Source organism: Sphingobium sp. EM0848 (assembly GCF_013375555.1).
GTDB lineage: Bacteria > Pseudomonadota > Alphaproteobacteria > Sphingomonadales > Sphingomonadaceae > Sphingobium.
In genome coordinates this window covers 783,062-800,782 of the sequence record NZ_JABXWB010000005.1, presented here as the reverse complement: position 1 = coordinate 800,782, position 17,721 = coordinate 783,062, and the positions used below count along the sequence as shown (strand labels likewise).

Sequence of the window (17,721 nt, the reverse complement as noted above, 5' to 3'; positions counted from 1 at the left end):
CGTGGAAACCCTTGTTCCCCAAGACGATATCGCCCTTGCAGCGATCACCGCAGCGGTCGGCGCGGAAGCCCTGATCACCAACGCGGCGGAACGCGCCTATTATTCGCAGGACGTGTTCAGCACCGGCCCGACCGTCCTCGCCGTCTTCCGCCCCACCGACAAGGAGATGCTGGCACGCGGCATTGCGGCGGCAACTGCGGCGGGCGTGGCGATCATCCCGCGCGGCGGCGGCATGAGCTATACCAGCGGCTATCTCGCGCCGGAAGCCGGGGCGCTGCTGATCGACACCGCATCGATGAGCCGCATCCTCAACATTAATGAAGAGGACATGACCGTTACCGTCGAAGCCGGCTGCACCTGGGACAAGCTTCAGCGGATGCTCAAGCCCAGGGGGCTGCGCGCACTCGCCTGGGGCACGCTGTCGGGCATCAACGCCACGGTCGGCGGCGGCATGAGCCAGAATGGCGTATTCTGGGGCGCGTTGGGCGGCACGGTGGTCGACGCGGCGCTCAGCTTTGAGGTGGTACTGGCCGACGGATCGATCCTGTCCACGGGCAGCAATTTCTTCCGCCCCTTCGGCCCCGACATCACCGGGCTGTTCGCTGCCGATTGCGGCGCGCTGGGCGTCAAGGCCACTATCACCCTGAAGCTGGTGCGCGAAGGCACCGCCTTCTCCTATGGCTCCTTCTCCTTCCCCGACGCCAATGCCTTCTTCAGCGCGATGAGCGCCATCGCCCGCGAAGGGCTGGCCTCGGAAAGCTTCGGCTTCGACCCTTATCTTCAGGCCCAGCGCATGAAGCGCGACAGCCTGGCCAAGGACGCCAAGTCGCTCGTCAACATGATGAAGGCGCAAGGCTCCGTACTGAAGGCGCTGAAGGAAGGCGCGAAGGTCGTCGCGGCCGGCCGATCCTTCCTCGACGACGTGCCCTTCTCGCTGCATCTGATCTGCGAGGGCCGCTATCAAAGCGCGGTCGACGCCGACATGAAGGCGATCGAGGCGATTGCGGTGAAACATGGCGGCAAGGCCATCGAAAACACCATTCCCAAGATCATGCGCGCCAATCCCTTCCCGCCCGTCAATTCGATGGTCGGGCCAGAGGGCGAGCGCTGGGTTCCCGTCCACGGCTTCCTGCCCCACAGCCGGCTGATCGAGGCATGGGGCCGCATCCAGGCCTTGTTCGAAGCGAACAAGGCCGAAATGGAAGCGCAGGGCGTCGCCGCCGGCGCCATGCTCGCTGCGGTCAGCCGGTCGACCTGCCTGATCGAGCCGGTCTTCTTCTGGCCCGACGCGCTGGAGGAACTGCATTGCCGCTCGCTGGAAGCATCCCATCTCGCCAAGCTCAACCGCTTCCCCGCCAATGCGACGTCGCGCGCCGTGGTCGACCGGCTGCGCGGGGAAATCGTCCGCATTTTCCGGGATCTGGGCGCAACCCATCTTCAGGTCGCCCGCACCTACCCGCTGGAAGAAGCCAGCGATCCGCGCGCCTGGACCATGCTGAAGGCGATCAAGCAGACCGTCGATCCCAGGGGGCTGATGAACCCCGGCAGCCTGGGGTTGTGACAGGATGAGCATGATCAAGCCCTATGCCGCCCTCGCCCTTCAGATAGCCGCCCGTTCGGTCGAGCGGCTGCCTGACCGCGCCGCCGCAAGCGTCCAGATGCTGGCGATGATCGAGGAGATCGGCGTCAAGCTGCGCGCCTCCTCCGTCTTCATCCAGCAATATGGCGGCAGCCCCGTGCACCTTGCGGTGCTGCCCGAATATTTCCTGACCAGCTACCCCGGCCGCATCTCCATTCCCGCCTTCGCGGAAAAGGCGGCGCTGGACATGGACGGCCCTGAATATGAGGCGCTGGGCAGGATCGCCACTGCGCAGAACCTGTTCCTTGCGGGCAACGCCTATGAACGCGATCCGCATTTCCCCGGCCTCTATTTCCAGACGAGCTTCGTCGTCGCCCCATCGGGCAAGGTCGTGCTGCGCTATCGCCGCCTCAATTCGATGTTCACGCCGACACCGCATGACGTCTGGTCGAAATATCTCGACATTTACGGGCTGAACGGCGTGTTCCCCGTCGCCCGGACGGAGATCGGCAATCTGGCCGCCATTGCGTCCGAAGAAATCCTCTACCCCGAAATCGCGCGTGCCCATGCCCTGCGCGGCGCGGAGATTTTCGTCCATTCCTCTTCGGAGGTCGGATCGCCGCTCGCCACGCCCAAGCAGATCGCCAAGCGCGCCCGCGCGTTCGAGAATATCGCCTATGTCATCTCCGCCAACACGGCCGGGATCGAAGGATCAGCGATGCCGCTGGCGTCCGCCGACGGCAATTCGATCGTCATCGACTATAAGGGCAATCCGCTCGCGGAATCGAGCCCCGGCGAAACCTTCACCGCCTTTGCCGATCTCGACATCAACGCCCTGCGCGCCCAGCGGCGGAAGCCCGGCATGAGCAATTTCCTCGCCCGCCAGCGGCTGGAGCTTTTCGCCCCCATCTATGGCGGCCAGGCGCCCCAGCCCGCCAACAGCCTGATCGCCGACGGGTTGGTAAAGGTACCCGACCGTGACCATTTCCTGAAGGTGCAGGAACAGGTGATCGACCGTCTTTCGAAGGATGGACTGATATGAAACAGGATGTACCCCCGCCCTATACCGCCGTCGCCCAGCATGCGGTGTTCCCCAAGCCCACTCATGATGAAGCGGCGCGTTATAATTTTCTGACGGCGTTCAACAAATATCTGTCCGGATCGATCGGAGCAGGCAACAGGATCGCCTATGACACGCGCGTCCTGCCCGCTTTCCAGGCGGAACATGGCCGCGACCCGCAGGACCGTTTCGAGATCCGCGACGCGATGAACCAGGACCCCTGGCATCGCTATTGGTCGGCGCTGAAGCGCAATTCGATGGAAATGCGCCAGCAGAACGGCCGTTCGATCACGCTGCGCCAACTGGCTGAGCTGAGCGCTATGGTGCGCCAGTATAATGAGGGCCGGGGGACGCTGCAGCTCGATCCGTCCCTCCCGATCCCGCATTATATGGATGCAGTCGACATCCATTGCATGCCCGGCAATTATCAGGGGGAGGAACGCCCCGGCGACATGTCGGCAGGCGCCAATTATGACAGCGGCCTGTTCGCCACCACCGCAGGCGGGCTTGGCGCGCTGTCGGACGGTGGCGGGCAGGCGCTGGTCGAATGGGTCCGCAAGGAACGCCCCGACTGGAAACCCCGCCGCATCCTCGATCTGGGCTGCACCGTCGGCCATAATATCGTGCCGCTGGCGCTCGCCTTCCCCGATGCGGAGGTTATCGCCATCGACACGGGCGCGGCCGTACTGCGCTATGCCCATGCCCGCGCCCAGTCGCTGGGCGCGACGAACATCCGCTTCATCCAGATGAATGCCGAGGATATGAGCCGTTTCCCCGACGGCCATTTCGACTGGGTGCAGACCACCATGTATCTGCACGAACTGTCGGGCAAGGCCCTGCCCCGGATCATCCGCGAAAGCGAACGCGTGCTGGCGCCGGGCGGCCTGATGTTCCATCTGGAACAGCCGCAATATAGCGACGACATGCCGCTTTATGAGCAGTTCATCCGCGACTGGGACGCTTTCAACAATAATGAGCCCTATTGGTCGGCCATGCATGCACTGGACCTGAAACAGGTGATGGAGGAAGCAGGCCTGCCGCGCGACTGCCAGTTCACGGCGCGCGTGCTGGCCGTCGTCGACCGCACCATCTTCCCGGCCGCCGCGGAGGGCGCGGAGGAAGATCATGGCCGTGCCGCCGCCTGGAATGCCTATGGAGCGTGGAAACCCGAAGCATGAGTGACAAGAGCGTAGATTATATCGCCCGCGCGGGCACGCGGGCCAAGGGCAAGCGCCCCGACACCCTGCATGATTTCAATGCCGAACGGACGCTGTCCATCCTGATGGCGGTCGCGGGCGAAGTGGCCGTACTGAAGGAACGGCTCGACACGGTCGAACGTCTGCTGGACGCCAAGGGCACGATCAGCCGCGCCGATATCGAAGCCTATCAGGCGACGGGCGAGGCCGCTTATGAACGCGCCCTTTCCACCAAGGAATATGTCGCCCGGATCATGCGCGGCGTGCAGCAGGAAATGGAAGCGATGCAGGCAGCGCCCGAACGCCCCACGGCCGAAATCAGCATCGAGCTGAAGAACAGCTGATGCAGCACCGCACCGTCATCGGCCGCATCGGCTACACGTCGAAAAAGCCGGACATGCTGGATCAGGAGCGCGGGCGCGAATGGTTCAGCTTCACCCATCATGGCGATGGCAGCACCATTTTCCGTGCCCGCTGCGAGATTGAGGAACCCGCACCCACGGTACTGCGCGACATCGTCTATGTGCTCGACAGCCAAGGGCGGCCGCAGGATCTGCACGTCCATCTGACCGTGGGCGACGCCTATATGGGATCGGGCTGGCTGCATCACACGCCCGGCGATGAGGGTGGCCTCATCGAATGCGAAAGCTACGGGCCATCCATCGGGCGCATCTCGCAGAAAATGCCCTATGCAGGCCTCATTGACGGCTTCGGCACACATCCGATTGCGGGCGACGGCTATACGACGCGCTGCATGGATGTGACCAAGGGACCCCATCGCCGCAAGATCCGGGTTTTTATGCCCTCCCCCGATCATCGCGGCGCCACCCCACCCCTGATCACGGAGGTCGAAATCGGCCTGGAATATGTCCGCGACGAAACCGTCACCGTGGCGGCGGGCACGTTCGACTGCCACCATTTCCGCTTCGTCGATGATGAAGGCCCCGGCATGGGCGGCGTGCCGCATCCCCATTATGATGTGTGGGTCACGGCCGACGCGGATGCCATCTTCGTACAGGGCGGCGTCGGCGGCTATATGCAGACCTGGTACGAACTTCTCGAACTGGAGCGCTAAAAAGCATCGCTCTTAGCGTTCCAAGCCGGGGGCGCCGCACCCGCCCCCGGCTTCATGCTGGATCAGCCGCCCAGCGCTTCCTCCGAATAGGCGGCAAGCGGCAACGCGTTGCCCGACTGACGGATCAGCGCCTGCCTGCGGAAGAAACGCAGCAAACCGCTTTCCCCCATGCGCGACGGCCCAAGGCCGCTTTTGCCGAAGCTCGATTTCTCGGCCTCCCAGACCAGTCCAGTCAGCGACCCATCGTTGATCGACACCCCGCCGACGTTGAGCCGCACAGCAACCGCTTCGGCTTCCTGCGTGCTTCCGGCGATCACGGCAGCGGACAGCCCGAAAATGCCGCTATTGGCATGCGCCACAGCCTCATCCTCGGTATCGAACAGCGACACCGGGATGACCGGGCCGAAGGTCTCCTCCTCCATGATCGCCATGCCGGGCGTCACGTCGACCAGAACCGTCGGGCGCAAATATTGGCCGCCGCCCAGCGTCTCGACCTGTCCACCGGCCAGTATCCGCGCGCCCTTCGCCACAGCATCGTCGATCTGCGCCTGCACGATGACGGCCTGTTTGCCGAAGATGAACGGTCCGATATCCCCCGCATGGACATCGGGATAGTTGAGCCGCGCCGCCTGCGCCTTGCGCGCCAGCGCCACCAGAAACGGCTCGGCTATGGCGCGGGCGACATAGACCCGCTCGATCGACTGACAGGCCTGCCCGGTGTTGAGTACCGACGCGCGCAGGGCGATGTCCGCCGCCTTTTCCGGATCGGCACTGGCAAGGATCAGCATCGGGTCCTTGCCGCCCAGTTCCAGGCTCGCGGGGATGAAGGCCCGCGCCGCCGCCTCGCCCACCTTGCGCCCGGTCGCGACCGATCCGGTGAAGGCGATGAAGTCGACATGATCGACCAGCGCGGCGCCGGTCGCGCCGTCCCCTTCGATCAGGGTCAGGACGCCCGCGATGTCCGGAACCTCGGCAATGGCCGCCATCAGGGGACGGATGAAGCGCGGCGTCACCTCGGAAGGCTTGATGATCACCGCCGATCCAGCCGCCAGCGCAGGGATCGCGTCGATCAGCGCCAGCGTCAGCGGGAAGTTCCACGGGCTGATCACGCCCACCAGCGCATAGGGCACCAGCCGGGTCGTGGTCGTGATGGCGGGAATGCCGGTCGGCCGGTCCTGCACCTGCGCCGCCCTGATGATCGCGGGCGCGCTGTCGGCCCAGCGGATCAGCGCCCGGGTCATGGCATCGACTTCTATCGCGGAGATCGCCGCTCGCCCGGTATCGTTGGTCAGCGCCTCGATCAGCGCCGCGCGATGATGTCCCATGGCTTCGGCAAAGGCGCGCAGCGCAGTCGCCCGCTGCTCCGCCGGCTGCTCCGCCCATCCAACCTGCGCCCGCCGCAATGCGGCGGTCTGCTGCGCGATTTGAGCTTCATCGAGCGGGGTGATGCTATAATCCACCTGCCCCGTGCGCGGATCGATAACGGTCAGGCTCATGGCCGCCCCTCCCGGCTGTTCGCTTTGTCCTTACCGGGCATGAACCGGACTTCGGGACTCGCCATCATTTCCGCGAAAATCTGTCGCGCAGTCCACCCGTCACAGACCATGTCCGCACCGATCAGCACCATCTCAAACTCCTGCAAAATCGTGATTCGTACAGTAGTTTGCAAAAAAGACTTGTCGAGTGGAATTTGTCCGGACAAATTAGGCGACATGACGATCACCCGCCACTTCATCCGCGTCGGCAACCGCCGCGTCCACTATCGCAAGGCAGGCTCGGGACCGACCCTGCTGATGGTCCACCAAAGCCCGCGCAGCTCGGCCGAATATGAGCCGCTGATGCGCAAATGGGCGCAGCATTTCACCTGCATCGCGCCCGACACGCCCGGCTTCGGCCAGTCTGACCCGCTGCCCGACAATCCCGATATAGAGGCCTTTTCCGCCGCGCTGGTCGAACTGCTGGACGCGCTGGGCATCAGCAAGACGGCGGCCTATGGCTTCCATTCAGGCGGCATCATCCTGGTCAGCGCGGTCAAGCGTCATCCGGAACGGTTCACCGCGCTGGCGACCGGCGGCTACGCCGTCTGGACGCCGGAAGAGATGGCGATCTTCGACAGGGATTATCTGCCGCCCTTCCAGCCCAGCGGCTATGGCGAACATCTGACCTGGCTGTGGAACCGCATCATCGAACAGACCTGGTTCTTCCCCTGGTTCGACGTGCGCGACGGCGCGCGCATCAGCGTCGCCCATGACGATCCGGTCAAGACCGACGCGGTGATCCGCGACATGCTCGACAGCGGCGATGCCTATCGCGCCGGCTATGGCGCGGTGCTGCGCGCGCCGCGCGACATCCCCGCGACCGATGCGGAGACGATCCCGGTGCTGATCGCTGCCTATAATGGTGATCCCTTGCAGGCCCATATCGCCCGCCTTGGCGCCATGCCGCCAAGCTGGCGGGCCGAAGCGGTGGCGACCCCCGCCGATCTGGAAGACGCCTGTCTGGCGCATCTGCGCGCCACGCCGGTCCTGCCATGCCCCGTCATCGTGGAAAGCCGGGACGGCGGCTTCATCCCTGTCGAAAGCGCCGGTTTCAGCGGACTGATCCACTGGCAGGGCAATCCGCAGGCCGATACGATGCTGATCCATGCACCCGGCCGCGCCGCCGAACTGTTCGACATTGGCGACGCGCTGGCGATCGATCTACCCGGCCATGGTCTGTCGGACGACTGGCAGCCGGGCTTCGCACCCGACATGGAAAGCTGGGCGGCAATCGTGGCGGCCACCATCAGCGGGATCAGCAAGGCAAAAACATCGGTGATCATCGGCGAAGGCTTTTCCGCGCTGCTCGCCGCAAAGGTGGCAGCGCAGGTCGGAGCCCGTGGCTGGGGCGCGGTCGACGCGCATCTCCCGCTACCCGAAAATTCGTTGATATGGGCCGACAGAGCCATTCCGGACCAGACCCCCGACCGCCACGGCGCCTATCTCAACGCCGCATGGAACGCCGTGCGGGCCGGCCATTTCTTCTGGCCCTGGTTCGAAGCGAAGGCCGCCAACGCCATTCCCTTCACCACAGCGGACATCGCGTCGGAAACGCTCGCCATTGAGCATCGCAGCCTGATTCGCGCCCGCGCGGGCCGCGCGCTGCTGACCGTGCTGGCATCGGTGGATCGCGACGCTCTGATCGCCGCCGCGCCCGCGCCGCTCAGATGGGAACGCGCCGACTGGGCGCAGGCACGCACCGACATCTGGTTGCCACGAGGGTTTTGAAAGGGAGTATAAAATGGGAATTCGCGAAGACATGCCACTGCTCGCGCGCCATGAAGGCGTGTGGGACGGGGTCTACACCTATTATAATGCGGCAGGCGAGAAGATTGACGAGCACAAGTCGCGCCTGTTCTGCCGCTTCCCTGAAGACGGCGAGTTCCCCTATCATCAGACCAACCACTATCTGTGGGACGATGGCCGCACCGAAGTCCGCGATTTCCCCGCCGCCTATCGCGACCAGCGCATCTGGTGGGACAATGAACTGATCCAGGGCTGGGCCGCCGAGGTCGGGCTGGACGAATATAACCGCACCGTCATGCTCTACTGGCAGCGTCAGGGCGACCCCAGCCTCTATCTCTACGAGATGATCCAGCTTGCGGACGACGGCCGGACGCGCTGCCGCACCTGGCACTGGATCCGCAACGGCCTGCTGGAAACGCGCACCGCGATCCAGGAAAAGCTGGTCAGCCGCAACTGGGCAGCGGTGGAGAAGGAAATGGAGGCTCAGACGGCCTGATCCCCGGACCCTGTCCGGCAAAATCCGGGACCGGCACATCGTTGCCGGTCTCGCCCGCAATGCGGAGTTTCTGGCGATCGCAATCTGATTGTCACATCATGCCCCTAGGCGTCGAGCGCGATGCGATCCGATGATTCAGAGTGGCGCGTTCACCGCTTCGATCTGCTGCGCTATGTGGGGCGGCGGGTGGACGATGTCGCGCTCCGCGATGACATCGTTCAGGAAGCCATCACCCGACTGCTGGTCTATCAGGCCAAGCCCGGCATTACCGTGGCGAATATCGCTGCCTTGCTCCGCCGCATCTCGCTTGACCTGACCCGCGATCATTTTCGTCGTGCCGGTCGAAACCGCAGCGTCGCTCTGTCGGATGAACTCCTCTGCCCGCAGCCGTGCATACAGGAACGGCTCGAGCAGCGGCAGCTTGTTGCGATTGTGGCCGGGGTAGTGAAGGCCATGCCGCGCCTTCGCCGGGAAGTGTTCTTCCGCCGTCGTGTGGAAGGACAGTCGGCGAAGGAAGTCTCCCAAGCATTGGGGATTTCCCCCGGCGCGGTCGACGCGCATATAGCCAGAGCGGTACTGGACCTGCATCTGGCGATGGAAAAGATCGAAAAGCGTGGCGGAATTGTCAGAGGATAGTTCGGCGGAATGGGAAGCGGCCCAGTGGGTTGCCCGCCAGATGGGCAACGAACCTTTCGACATGGAAGGTTTCAACGCATGGCTGGCCGCTGATTCCCAACATAAGCCCCTGTTCGACACCATGTGGCATCGCATCATGGGACCGGCCATGGATCAGGCCCTGAACAGCTATGGAACGCAGGCGCGCTCCAGGCGCAACAGGCTGGCGGCCGGTGCAGTCGGGCTGCTGGCGCTGGCCGGGGGATATGGGGCCTGGCCGTCGGTTGAACTGTTCATGGCGCAACCGCAGGATTATGCGGCTGCCGGCGGCACCATCCGCCAGATCTCACTGGAGGACGGGACGCGCCTGACTCTGGCTGGCGGCGCTGTCGTCCGGGTTCGCTACACGCGGCGCGATCGGTTGGTGGAACTGACCGGCGGCACGATTTTCGCCGATGTCGTACATGACGAAAATCGGCCGTTTCGCATTGATACCGGCGACGCCCGCATCACCGACCTCGGCACGCGGTTCGAGGTTTCCAGTAAAGCCTCGTCCGTCCGGGTGACAGTCGAATCCGGGGCCGTTCGGCTCGGCGCGAAAAGCTGGTTCGGGAAACGGATAGATCTCTTCGCCGATCAGGCCGGCATCATGGCCGGGGCCGAGCCGCGCAGGACGACCGACGTCAGCCGGGACAGCATCGCGCGCTGGCGAAACGAGTGGGTGGAATATCGCGACGCACCCCTGTCGCAGGTGGTCGGGGATCTGGAGAGCGTGTCGCCGCTGCCGATCCGCATTGCCGACCGGACCCTCGCCAATCTGAGGGTCAGCGGACGCATTCGTCTGACCGACCCGCTCAGACAGGTCGACAACCTGTCCTTCATCCACCATTTCACCGTTCAGCGGGGCGAGGACGCCGTCATCCTGTCTCACCAATAGGCCGGATGCGCAGATGAAGCGGTCGGCTTCTGCGGCGATGCAATACAAATGAAACAAACAGCCTGCAACGGCTCGGGAACCGGGCGTTCCGGTCCGCAGAGGGGAAATCAGGGTGTCCATGTTCCGTGGCCCGCTTCATGCGAGCGTTGCGGCCATTGCATTGGCCTTCTCGCCGCCTGCTGCCGCCCGGACTCCCGCCAGCCTCGCCTTGCCGCGTGCCGCTCTGGCCGATTCGCTCAATGCCCTGTCACGGGGCGCCGGTATCGAGATATTGGCGGACCCGGCCCTGTTGCGTGGGAAAAGGGCGCCCGCGGTGGGAAGCGCGTCCTCGGCCGAAGCCGCGTTGATCCAACTGCTGCAGAGGTCGGGACTGACTTATGAAAAGCGGGGCGGAACCTTCCTGATCGTTCAGGGGAGCCATCCGCGCCCACGCGACGGTGCCAGCCGGACAGGCGGACGCCCCTATGCCCGTCCGATTGCGCGCCCCCGACAGGAGGCCGAACGCCCCGGCAGTGAAGGAGGCAATGGGGCACCGCCCGCCGCCATTATCGTGACGGGGACACATATCGCCCGGCCCGAACTGGAATCGACCATGCCGATCAGCATTATCCAGATGGCCGATGCCCGGACCTATGCCCGCGACACGGTCTATGATGCCTTGCTGCTCCATCCCGCGATCGGGCCGGGCCTGGGCGACTCCAATTCCCAGGGGCAGGAATATGATACCGGCGTCGCCAATATCAACCTGCGCAACATGGGCAATAACCGCTCGCTGGTGCTGGTGGATGGGCAGCGCTGGGTGTCGGGCGGCGCGCGGATATCGGCGGTCGATCTCAAGACCATTCCCAGCGCGATGATCGACCGGCTGGAGGTCGTGACCGGCGGCGCCGCGGCGATCTATGGCGCCGATGCCGTGACGGGCGCGGTCAACATCATCATGAAGAAGACTGTCACCGGCCTGCATCTGTCCGTGACCAACGGCATTTCGCAGCAGGGAGACGCCAATCAGTTGAACATCTCGGGCACCACCGGCTTCCAGTTCGACGGCGGACGGGGCCATTTCGTGATCGGCGGCGATTATACCGATACCGCACCGCTGGCATGGTCCGATCGCTATGACCGTCGCCAGAGCTATTATGCCAATCCCGCCAATACAGGCCCAAATGACGGCATAGCCGACAATATCCTGGCTTATAATTTCGGGTCTTTCTATCGGTCCGCCGTCCCGAGTTTTTACGTCAATGGCCAATGGTATCAATATCGGGAGGGGGCCGTCACACCCGTCGCCTATACCCATCTGGTCACGGCCGGCGAAACGGGAACGGGCGACGGTGGCCCCGTCACCACCGGCTTTGAAAACCATCTCCTGCGCAATGCCTCGCGGACGGCTTCGCTCTATGCACATCTTTCCTATGAACTGGCGCCGGCGCTCATCTGGAACGCCACCTTCAATGCCGCGCACAGCCATACCCGCGCAGTGCCGGAATGGCCCGAAGTCCGCACCGATGCCCGGCCGACCAACTGGTGGGGCGGCACCACGGGCGAAATCGCGACGCTGACCAATCCCTATCTGCCCGATGCGATCCGGCAGTTCATGGTCGCCCGGAACCTGACCGCGCTCCCGCTCGACCGCAGTTATTTCAACCTGCCCCAGGCCTTCGAAATCCACGATCGCAACAATGTCACGCTGGGCACCGATATCGGCGGCAAGCTGGGGAACGGGCTGAACTGGTCGGCCTTCCTGCGCTATGGGCAGGTGACGGACCGGATCGTCACGACCAACATGATCGGCAAGGCCGAATGGCTCCAGGCCCGTGACTCGATTGTCGATCCGATGACGGGACAGGTGGAATGCGCCGATGCCGCCGCGCGCGCGGATGGCTGCGTGCCGCTCAATTTTTTCAGCACCGATGGCTATAGCCCGGCGCTCCTCGCCTATATCGAAAAAAGCCGCCATGAGCGGACCAAAAATTCGCTGCTGAATTCCGGCCTCACGCTTCAGGGCAGCGTCCTTGCCCTGCCCTATGGCGATGTGTCCTTCGCGGCGGGGTTCGAGTGGCGGCGTGAGACGTTGCATACGCGTGACGATCCCGACACCGCCAAGCTCAGCGACATCATCATTTCCCCCGGCTCCGACTATGCCTTTCATCCCGCGCTCGACGCCGCCCGCGACGCCGCCGAACTTTTTGGCGAATTTGAGGTGCCGCTGCTGAAGGACCTGCCCTTCGCCCGGCGGCTGGACATCGAAGGCGCCTATCGTTTCTCGCGCTACAGCGACAATCCCGACACCCATGCCTGGAAAGCCGGTGCGACATGGGAACCCTTTCCCGGCATTGCGCTGCGCGGTGTGTTCTCGCGCTCCGTTCGCGTGCCCAATTTCGGTGAGCTTTTCTCCCCTGTCGGCCATGCGGTCTATGGGCATATCGACGACCCCTGCCAGGCTGGGACCATTCTCCAGAACGCAAACAGGATAACGAATTGCGCGGCCCTCTTACCGGGCCTGCCCTTGCCGCTGGCCAATCCCAATCTCAACGCGCCCATCATCTATAGCGGCGGCAATCCGGAGCTGATGCCGGAAACATCCAACAGCTTCACGCTGGGCGCTGTGGTTCAACCGAAATTCCTGCGCGGTTTCGACCTGACGGTGGATTATTGGGACATCCAGATCGACAACATCATCACGTCCCTCTCCTATATCACGATCCTGAACAACTGCGTTGATGGCAATAATGGTCCCAATCAGATCTATTGCCAATTGATCCAGCGCAACGCCGACGGAACGGTCAACTCCGTCCAGGCGCAATATGCCAATCTCGCCGGGCAACATGCGCGCGGCATCGACTTCGGCGCCACTTATCGGGTGCCTTTGCACGGCGGGTTGCTGCGGCTTGGCTTCAACGGCACCTATTTGCTGGAACAGACGAGCATCGCCCAGATCGGCAACGCCCCCATCGACTATGCGGGCCAGTGGAACTATCCGCGCTTCAAGGCCACGCTGATGGCCAGCTATTCCATCGGCACGGTCAGTTTCGGGCTGAACAGCCGTTTCATCAGCCGCAGCGTCTATAGCGTCCTGGACGCGTCGCCCGAAACACGGGACCCCAACCATGTGCCGGCCTATCTTTGCACCGACCTGATGCTGCAAACCCGCCCGGCTGACCAATTCAGCCTGAGCATCGGTGTGAAGAATATCAGCAATGTCGGCATCTTCGCGCCGCTCAGGGATACGGCCCCCGGGCCTCACGGATCGGGCGGCGTCCCGACCGGCGCGGCCTATTATGATGCTGTCGGCCGCTATTTCTTCGGCAAGGTCGAAGTCAATTTCTGACCGGATGAAATCAATTCCATCCAGGTAAATCCCAGACTCATTTATCGCAATAAAAGTGAAACAAAAAACTTTGTAAGATTTCGTCACCGGCGACGGCTTTCCCCCAAACTGTTTTTGCTCATCCGCAAGGGGGATTATCAATGCTCACAATCCGTCGTCCGCTTCACGCGGGCGTAGCAACTTTCGCACTGGCGCTCGGTACTCTTGCAGGGTGCACAGCCGCCTATGCCCAAAATGCCTCGCCGCCCTTTTCCACTCCGTCCGATGATGGCGGACAGGCCAGCGGCGAGATCATCGTCACCGGCACGCATATCGCCCGGCCCGAGCTGGAATCCGCCATGCCGATCCGCGTCACCAGCATGGAGGATGCGAAGAATTTCGGCCGCAACACGATCTATGACGCGCTGATGCTCAACCCCGCCGTCGGGCCGGGCCTTGGCGAAATGAACTCAGGCGGCCAGGAATATGACCAGGGCGTCGCCAATATCAATCTGCGCCAGATGGGCGCGAACCGCTCGCTGGTGGTAGTCGACGGCCATCGCTGGGTATCGGGCGGCGCACGGACTTCGGCGGTCGACCTCAACACCATCCCCACAGCGCTGATCGACCGTGTCGAGGTGGTGACCGGCGGCGCCGCGGCAATCTACGGCGCGGACGCGGTGACGGGCGCGGTCAATATCGTCATGAAGAAGAATGTCACCGGCCTGCATCTGACCGCGACCAACGGTATTTCCGAACAGGGCGATGCACGCCAGTCGGACATTTCGGTGGCCACAGGTTTCGATTTCGGCGGCGGGCGCGGCCATTTCGTGATCGGCGGCAACTATAGCGATACCGCACCTCTGGCCGAGCTGGACCGCTGGAACAAGCGCTACACCTATCAGCCCAATCCGAAGAATACCGGCCCCAATGACGGCATAGCCGACAATATTCTGATCGACTATCACCAATTCTACCGCTCGCACTATCCGACATTCTGCATTTACGGCACGGCGGGCATGTGCGGCACCAATAACGGCAATTGGTATCAGCTGATCGACAACTCTGTCGTGGCGATCCCCAAGGACAGCTACACGGTGGTGACGAGCGGCGATACCGGCATCCAGAATGGCGGACCGGACAGCGCCTTTGGCATTTACGATCTGACCTTGCTGCGCGCCAAGTCGGCCAAGGCCTCGACCTATGCGCACGCTTCCTATGAATTGACGCCTGCCCTCACCTGGAACGCCGTCTTCGGTTATGCGCACAGCTACAACCGCATGAATCCCGAATGGCCGCAATATCGTGACGATGCCCGGCCGACCAACTGGTGGGGCACCAATGGCGTCGGCACCACAGGCGAAATCGCGCGGTTGACCGATCCCTATCTGCCCGATTCGCTGCGCAGCTTCATGATCGCCAATAATCTGAAGCAGATCTCGCTCGACCGGCAATATACCAATATTCCGACCTCCTGGGAAATCCACGAGCGCGACGCCTTCACGCTGGGCACGGACCTTGGCGGCAAGCTGGCAGGCAAGCTCAACTGGCAGACCTTCGTCCGCTACGGCCAGATCATCGACAATATCACCACCACCAATACGGTCGGCCGGGACGAATGGCTCCAGTCGCGCAATGCGATCGTCGATCCGGCAAGCGGCCAGATCGTCTGCGCCAACGCCGCCGCGCGGGCGGCGGGCTGCGTGCCCTTCAACTATTACACCACCGATGCGCCGAACCAGGCCTGGATCGACTATGCCGAAAAGGAACGGTATGAGTGGACCAAGAACAGCATGCTGAACGCCGGCGCCAATATCGACGGCAGCCTGCTGCCCCTTCCCTATGGCGACCTGTCGATTGCCGCCGGTTTCGAATGGCGGCGCGAGACCCTGCACACCCGCGACGATCCGGACACCGCCAAGCTTGCCGACATCATCTGGTCGCCGGGCATGGACCTTGCGCTGCATCCCGCGCTTTCTCACCGCCGCGACACGACGGAGCTTTACGGCGAAGCGGTGATCCCGCTGCTTCGCGACCTGCCCTTCGCCCGGCGGCTGGAAATCGAGGGCGCCGTCCGCTATTCGCACTATAGCGACAACCCCGACACCACCACATGGAAGGCTGGCGGCAGCTGGGAGCCGGTACAGGGCCTGACCTTCCGCGGCACCTATTCCCATTCCGTCCGCGTGCCCAATTTCGGTGAGCTGTTCTCCCCCGTGGGCATGGTGACGCTGGGGCATATCAGCGATCCGTGTCAGGACAAGCTCATCACCCAGGACAATGACCGCGCGGCCAATTGTGCAGCCACCGTGCCCAACTGGACCGGGCCGCTACCCAATCCGAACCTCAATGCGCCCCGGGTCTTTAGCGGCGGCAATCCCAATCTGACGCCGGAAACCTCCAACTCCCTCACCGTCGGCGCGGTGTTCCAGCCCCGCTTCCTGCAGGGGTTCGACCTGACGATGGATTATTGGGACATCAAGATCGACAATGTCATCACATCGCTGGCCTATACGACGATCCTCAACAACTGCGTGAACGCCACCGGCGGGCCGGACATGGCCTATTGCCAGTTCGTTCACCGCGACCCCGTCACCGGCGAGGTCGACTATGTTCAGGCGCAATATGCGAACCTCGCCGGACAACGGGCGCGGGGCATCGACATAGGGGCGAATTACCGTATTCCGCTGGGCAAGGGTCAGGTCCGGATCAACTTCAACGGCACCTATCTGCTGGAACAGACGACCATCTCGCAAGTCGGCACCCCCGGCATAGACTATGCGGGCCAGTGGAACTATCCGCGCTTCAAGGCGACGCTGCTGACCAGCTTTACGCTGGGCCGACTGACCCTGGGCGTGAACACGCGCCTGACCGGCAGCGCCAAATATAATGCCACGGCCCAGTCGGATGAAACCTATGAAATCCCCCGTATCCCGGCCTATGTCTATAATGACGTGACGGTCAACTTCCGCCTGAACGAGCAATATGCCTTCAGCCTGGGCGTGAAGAATATCAGCAATACGGCCCCGCCGCTTACCCTGCGGGATGTCGCCATCAGCCCGCATCAGAGCGCGGGCACCAACGCCGGTGGCGCCTATTATGATGCGATCGGGCGCTATTTCTTCGCCAAGATCGACGCGAATTTCTGAAAATAGCCAAGCTTGAAGGTGCGCTTCCTTCCCCGACCGGGAACGAAGCGCGCCAGCAGGAGGAGTTCCATCATGAAAATCCCTTCTCTGACCTCATCTGTCCGCATCCTGCTGGCCACCTGCGCCATGGTGGCCGCCACCGCAGCACCGGGAGCGGCGCAGCACAGGCCGCTCGTCGTCGCTCATCGCGGCGGTGCGCTGCTGATGCCGGAAAACACCCTGCCGGCCTTCGACAATGCGGTCCGACTGGACGTCGACATGCTCGAATTCGACATGGTCATGACCGTTGACGACCAGTTGGTGATCCAGCATGACCCGACGGTCAACGCAACCTTCTGCAGCGCGCCATCCGATTCCGGCCTTGCGCCCGGCCCGATCCGCGCAATGAAGCTTGCCGATGTACTGAAATTCGATTGCGGCTCGCGGCATCGGGCCATCTATCCCACCCAGAAAGCGGTGCCGGGCACGAAGATGCCGACGCTGGACGCCTTTCTGGCGCGCTACAAAAATACAAAGCCGCTCTTCTTCGGCGAAACCAAGATGCCGGGACCGCAGGATGGCGATGTCGACCCGACGGCGTTCGCCCGGCTGGTCGACACGGCCGTGCGCAAATATAGGCTGGAGGACCGTTTCATCCTTCAGTCGTTCGACTGGCGCACCATCGACGCCATGCACGCGATCAATCCCCGCATCCAGACCTGCCTGCTGGGCGTATGGCGCGAAAAGACGGATTATCTGGAACTCGCCCGACAACATCATGCCATGTGCATGCTGCTGAGATTACAGGATGCCGACGCGGCCGAGGTCGGACGGCTGCGCGCCGCAGGGGTGAAGGTCTTTTCCGATGTCGACGATACAGCGGCGGGCTGGCGGGCCTATCTTGCCCGTGGGGACGACGCGCTGTTCACCAACGATCCGCTGGGACTGATCGCGTTCCTGAAGCAGGAACAGACCGCGCACTGAAGTCGTCACGCGAGCGGCATGGCGCGCAAAAGAGTCACAAGCACCCTTTAGACAAGCCGT

14 protein-coding genes are annotated in these 17,721 nt (G+C 63.2%); 12 read left to right on the top strand and 2 right to left on the bottom strand.

What is annotated here, in order from left to right:
* The first annotated feature begins 1 nt into the window (after position 1).
* Genes HUK73_RS21810 through HUK73_RS21790 form a run of 5 tightly spaced genes read left to right on the top strand, consistent with a single transcriptional unit; the run spans position 2 to position 4,910 of the window.
* Positions 2-1,561: an FAD-binding oxidoreductase gene (locus tag HUK73_RS21810; RefSeq protein ID WP_176593913.1), complete on the top strand. Its 1,560-nt coding sequence runs from the start codon at positions 2-4 to the stop codon at positions 1,559-1,561.
* Positions 1,562-1,565: 4 nt separating this feature from the next.
* Positions 1,566-2,621: a nitrilase-related carbon-nitrogen hydrolase gene (locus tag HUK73_RS21805; protein ID WP_176593912.1), complete on the top strand. Its 1,056-nt coding sequence runs from the start codon at positions 1,566-1,568 to the stop codon at positions 2,619-2,621.
* Positions 2,618-3,817, top strand: coding sequence for a class I SAM-dependent methyltransferase (locus HUK73_RS21800; protein WP_176593911.1), 1,200 nt, complete (start codon positions 2,618-2,620; stop codon positions 3,815-3,817). Before HUK73_RS21805 ends, HUK73_RS21800 begins: the two co-directional genes overlap by 4 nt.
* Positions 3,814-4,179 carry a hypothetical protein gene (locus HUK73_RS21795; RefSeq protein ID WP_255326490.1) on the top strand — a complete coding sequence of 122 codons (366 nt, stop codon included), beginning with the start codon at positions 3,814-3,816 and terminating at the stop codon, positions 4,177-4,179. Before HUK73_RS21800 ends, HUK73_RS21795 begins: the two co-directional genes overlap by 4 nt.
* Positions 4,179-4,910, top strand: coding sequence for a hypothetical protein (locus HUK73_RS21790; RefSeq protein WP_176593910.1), 732 nt, complete (start codon positions 4,179-4,181; stop codon positions 4,908-4,910). The genes HUK73_RS21795 and HUK73_RS21790 overlap by 1 nt, the downstream gene beginning before the upstream one ends.
* A 62-nt stretch (positions 4,911-4,972) precedes the next feature.
* Here the strand turns inward: HUK73_RS21790 and HUK73_RS21785 are convergent, their stop codons facing one another.
* Complete coding sequence (locus tag HUK73_RS21785; RefSeq protein WP_176593909.1) at positions 4,973-6,406, bottom strand: aldehyde dehydrogenase family protein; 1,434 nt, start codon at positions 6,404-6,406, stop codon at positions 4,973-4,975.
* A complete protein-coding gene (locus HUK73_RS26960) occupies positions 6,403-6,537 on the bottom strand; it encodes a hypothetical protein (RefSeq protein ID WP_255326487.1) in 135 nt (44 codons plus the stop codon). Before HUK73_RS26960 ends, HUK73_RS21785 begins: the two co-directional genes overlap by 4 nt.
* Positions 6,538-6,622: 85 nt before the next feature.
* On the opposite strand from HUK73_RS26960, the gene HUK73_RS21780 reads away from it, so the two are divergent.
* The 7 genes from HUK73_RS21780 (at position 6,623) to HUK73_RS21750 (ending at position 17,661) form a co-directional block, all read left to right on the top strand.
* Entirely contained in the window at positions 6,623-8,176 is a 1,554-nt protein-coding gene (locus HUK73_RS21780; RefSeq protein WP_176593908.1) for an alpha/beta fold hydrolase, read from the top strand.
* A gap of 13 nt (positions 8,177-8,189) precedes the next feature.
* Positions 8,190-8,690: a DUF3598 domain-containing protein gene (locus HUK73_RS21775; RefSeq protein WP_176593907.1), complete on the top strand. Its 501-nt coding sequence runs from the start codon at positions 8,190-8,192 to the stop codon at positions 8,688-8,690.
* 120 nt (positions 8,691-8,810) lie between these two features.
* Entirely contained in the window at positions 8,811-9,326 is a 516-nt protein-coding gene (locus HUK73_RS21770; protein WP_176593906.1) for an RNA polymerase sigma factor, read from the top strand.
* The gene (locus tag HUK73_RS21765; protein WP_176593905.1) at positions 9,304-10,242 is read left to right on the top strand and encodes a FecR domain-containing protein; all 939 of its coding nucleotides are present in this window, start codon (positions 9,304-9,306) and stop codon (positions 10,240-10,242) included. Before HUK73_RS21770 ends, HUK73_RS21765 begins: the two co-directional genes overlap by 23 nt.
* Before the next feature lie 118 nt (positions 10,243-10,360).
* Positions 10,361-13,570: a TonB-dependent receptor gene (locus HUK73_RS21760; RefSeq protein WP_255326604.1), complete on the top strand. Its 3,210-nt coding sequence runs from the start codon at positions 10,361-10,363 to the stop codon at positions 13,568-13,570.
* A gap of 140 nt (positions 13,571-13,710) precedes the next feature.
* The gene (locus HUK73_RS21755; RefSeq protein WP_176593903.1) at positions 13,711-16,698 is read left to right on the top strand and encodes a TonB-dependent receptor domain-containing protein; all 2,988 of its coding nucleotides are present in this window, start codon (positions 13,711-13,713) and stop codon (positions 16,696-16,698) included.
* A gap of 72 nt (positions 16,699-16,770) precedes the next feature.
* The gene (locus HUK73_RS21750) at positions 16,771-17,661 is read left to right on the top strand and encodes a glycerophosphodiester phosphodiesterase family protein (RefSeq protein ID WP_176593902.1); all 891 of its coding nucleotides are present in this window, start codon (positions 16,771-16,773) and stop codon (positions 17,659-17,661) included.
* Positions 17,662-17,721 lie beyond the last annotated feature (60 nt).

Bases quoted from the DNA above. Each gene is read 5' to 3' on its own strand.
- HUK73_RS21805 (WP_176593912.1), top strand. From the start codon at position 1,566: ATGAGCATGATCAAGCCCTATGCCGCCCTCGCCCTTCAGATAGCCGCC.
- HUK73_RS21800 (WP_176593911.1), top strand. From the start codon at position 2,618: ATGAAACAGGATGTACCCCCGCCCTATACCGCCGTCGCCCAGCATGCG.
- HUK73_RS21795 (WP_255326490.1), top strand. From the start codon at position 3,814: ATGAGTGACAAGAGCGTAGATTATATCGCCCGCGCGGGCACGCGGGCC.
- HUK73_RS21790 (WP_176593910.1), top strand. From the start codon at position 4,179: ATGCAGCACCGCACCGTCATCGGCCGCATCGGCTACACGTCGAAAAAG.
- HUK73_RS21785 (WP_176593909.1), bottom strand. From the start codon at position 6,406: ATGAGCCTGACCGTTATCGATCCGCGCACGGGGCAGGTGGATTATAGC.
- HUK73_RS26960 (WP_255326487.1), bottom strand. From the start codon at position 6,537: ATGGTGCTGATCGGTGCGGACATGGTCTGTGACGGGTGGACTGCGCGA.
- HUK73_RS21780 (WP_176593908.1), top strand. From the start codon at position 6,623: ATGACGATCACCCGCCACTTCATCCGCGTCGGCAACCGCCGCGTCCAC.
- HUK73_RS21775 (WP_176593907.1), top strand. From the start codon at position 8,190: ATGGGAATTCGCGAAGACATGCCACTGCTCGCGCGCCATGAAGGCGTG.
- HUK73_RS21770 (WP_176593906.1), top strand. From the start codon at position 8,811: ATGCGATCCGATGATTCAGAGTGGCGCGTTCACCGCTTCGATCTGCTG.
- HUK73_RS21760 (WP_255326604.1), top strand. From the start codon at position 10,361: ATGTTCCGTGGCCCGCTTCATGCGAGCGTTGCGGCCATTGCATTGGCC.
- HUK73_RS21755 (WP_176593903.1), top strand. From the start codon at position 13,711: ATGCTCACAATCCGTCGTCCGCTTCACGCGGGCGTAGCAACTTTCGCA.
- HUK73_RS21750 (WP_176593902.1), top strand. From the start codon at position 16,771: ATGAAAATCCCTTCTCTGACCTCATCTGTCCGCATCCTGCTGGCCACC.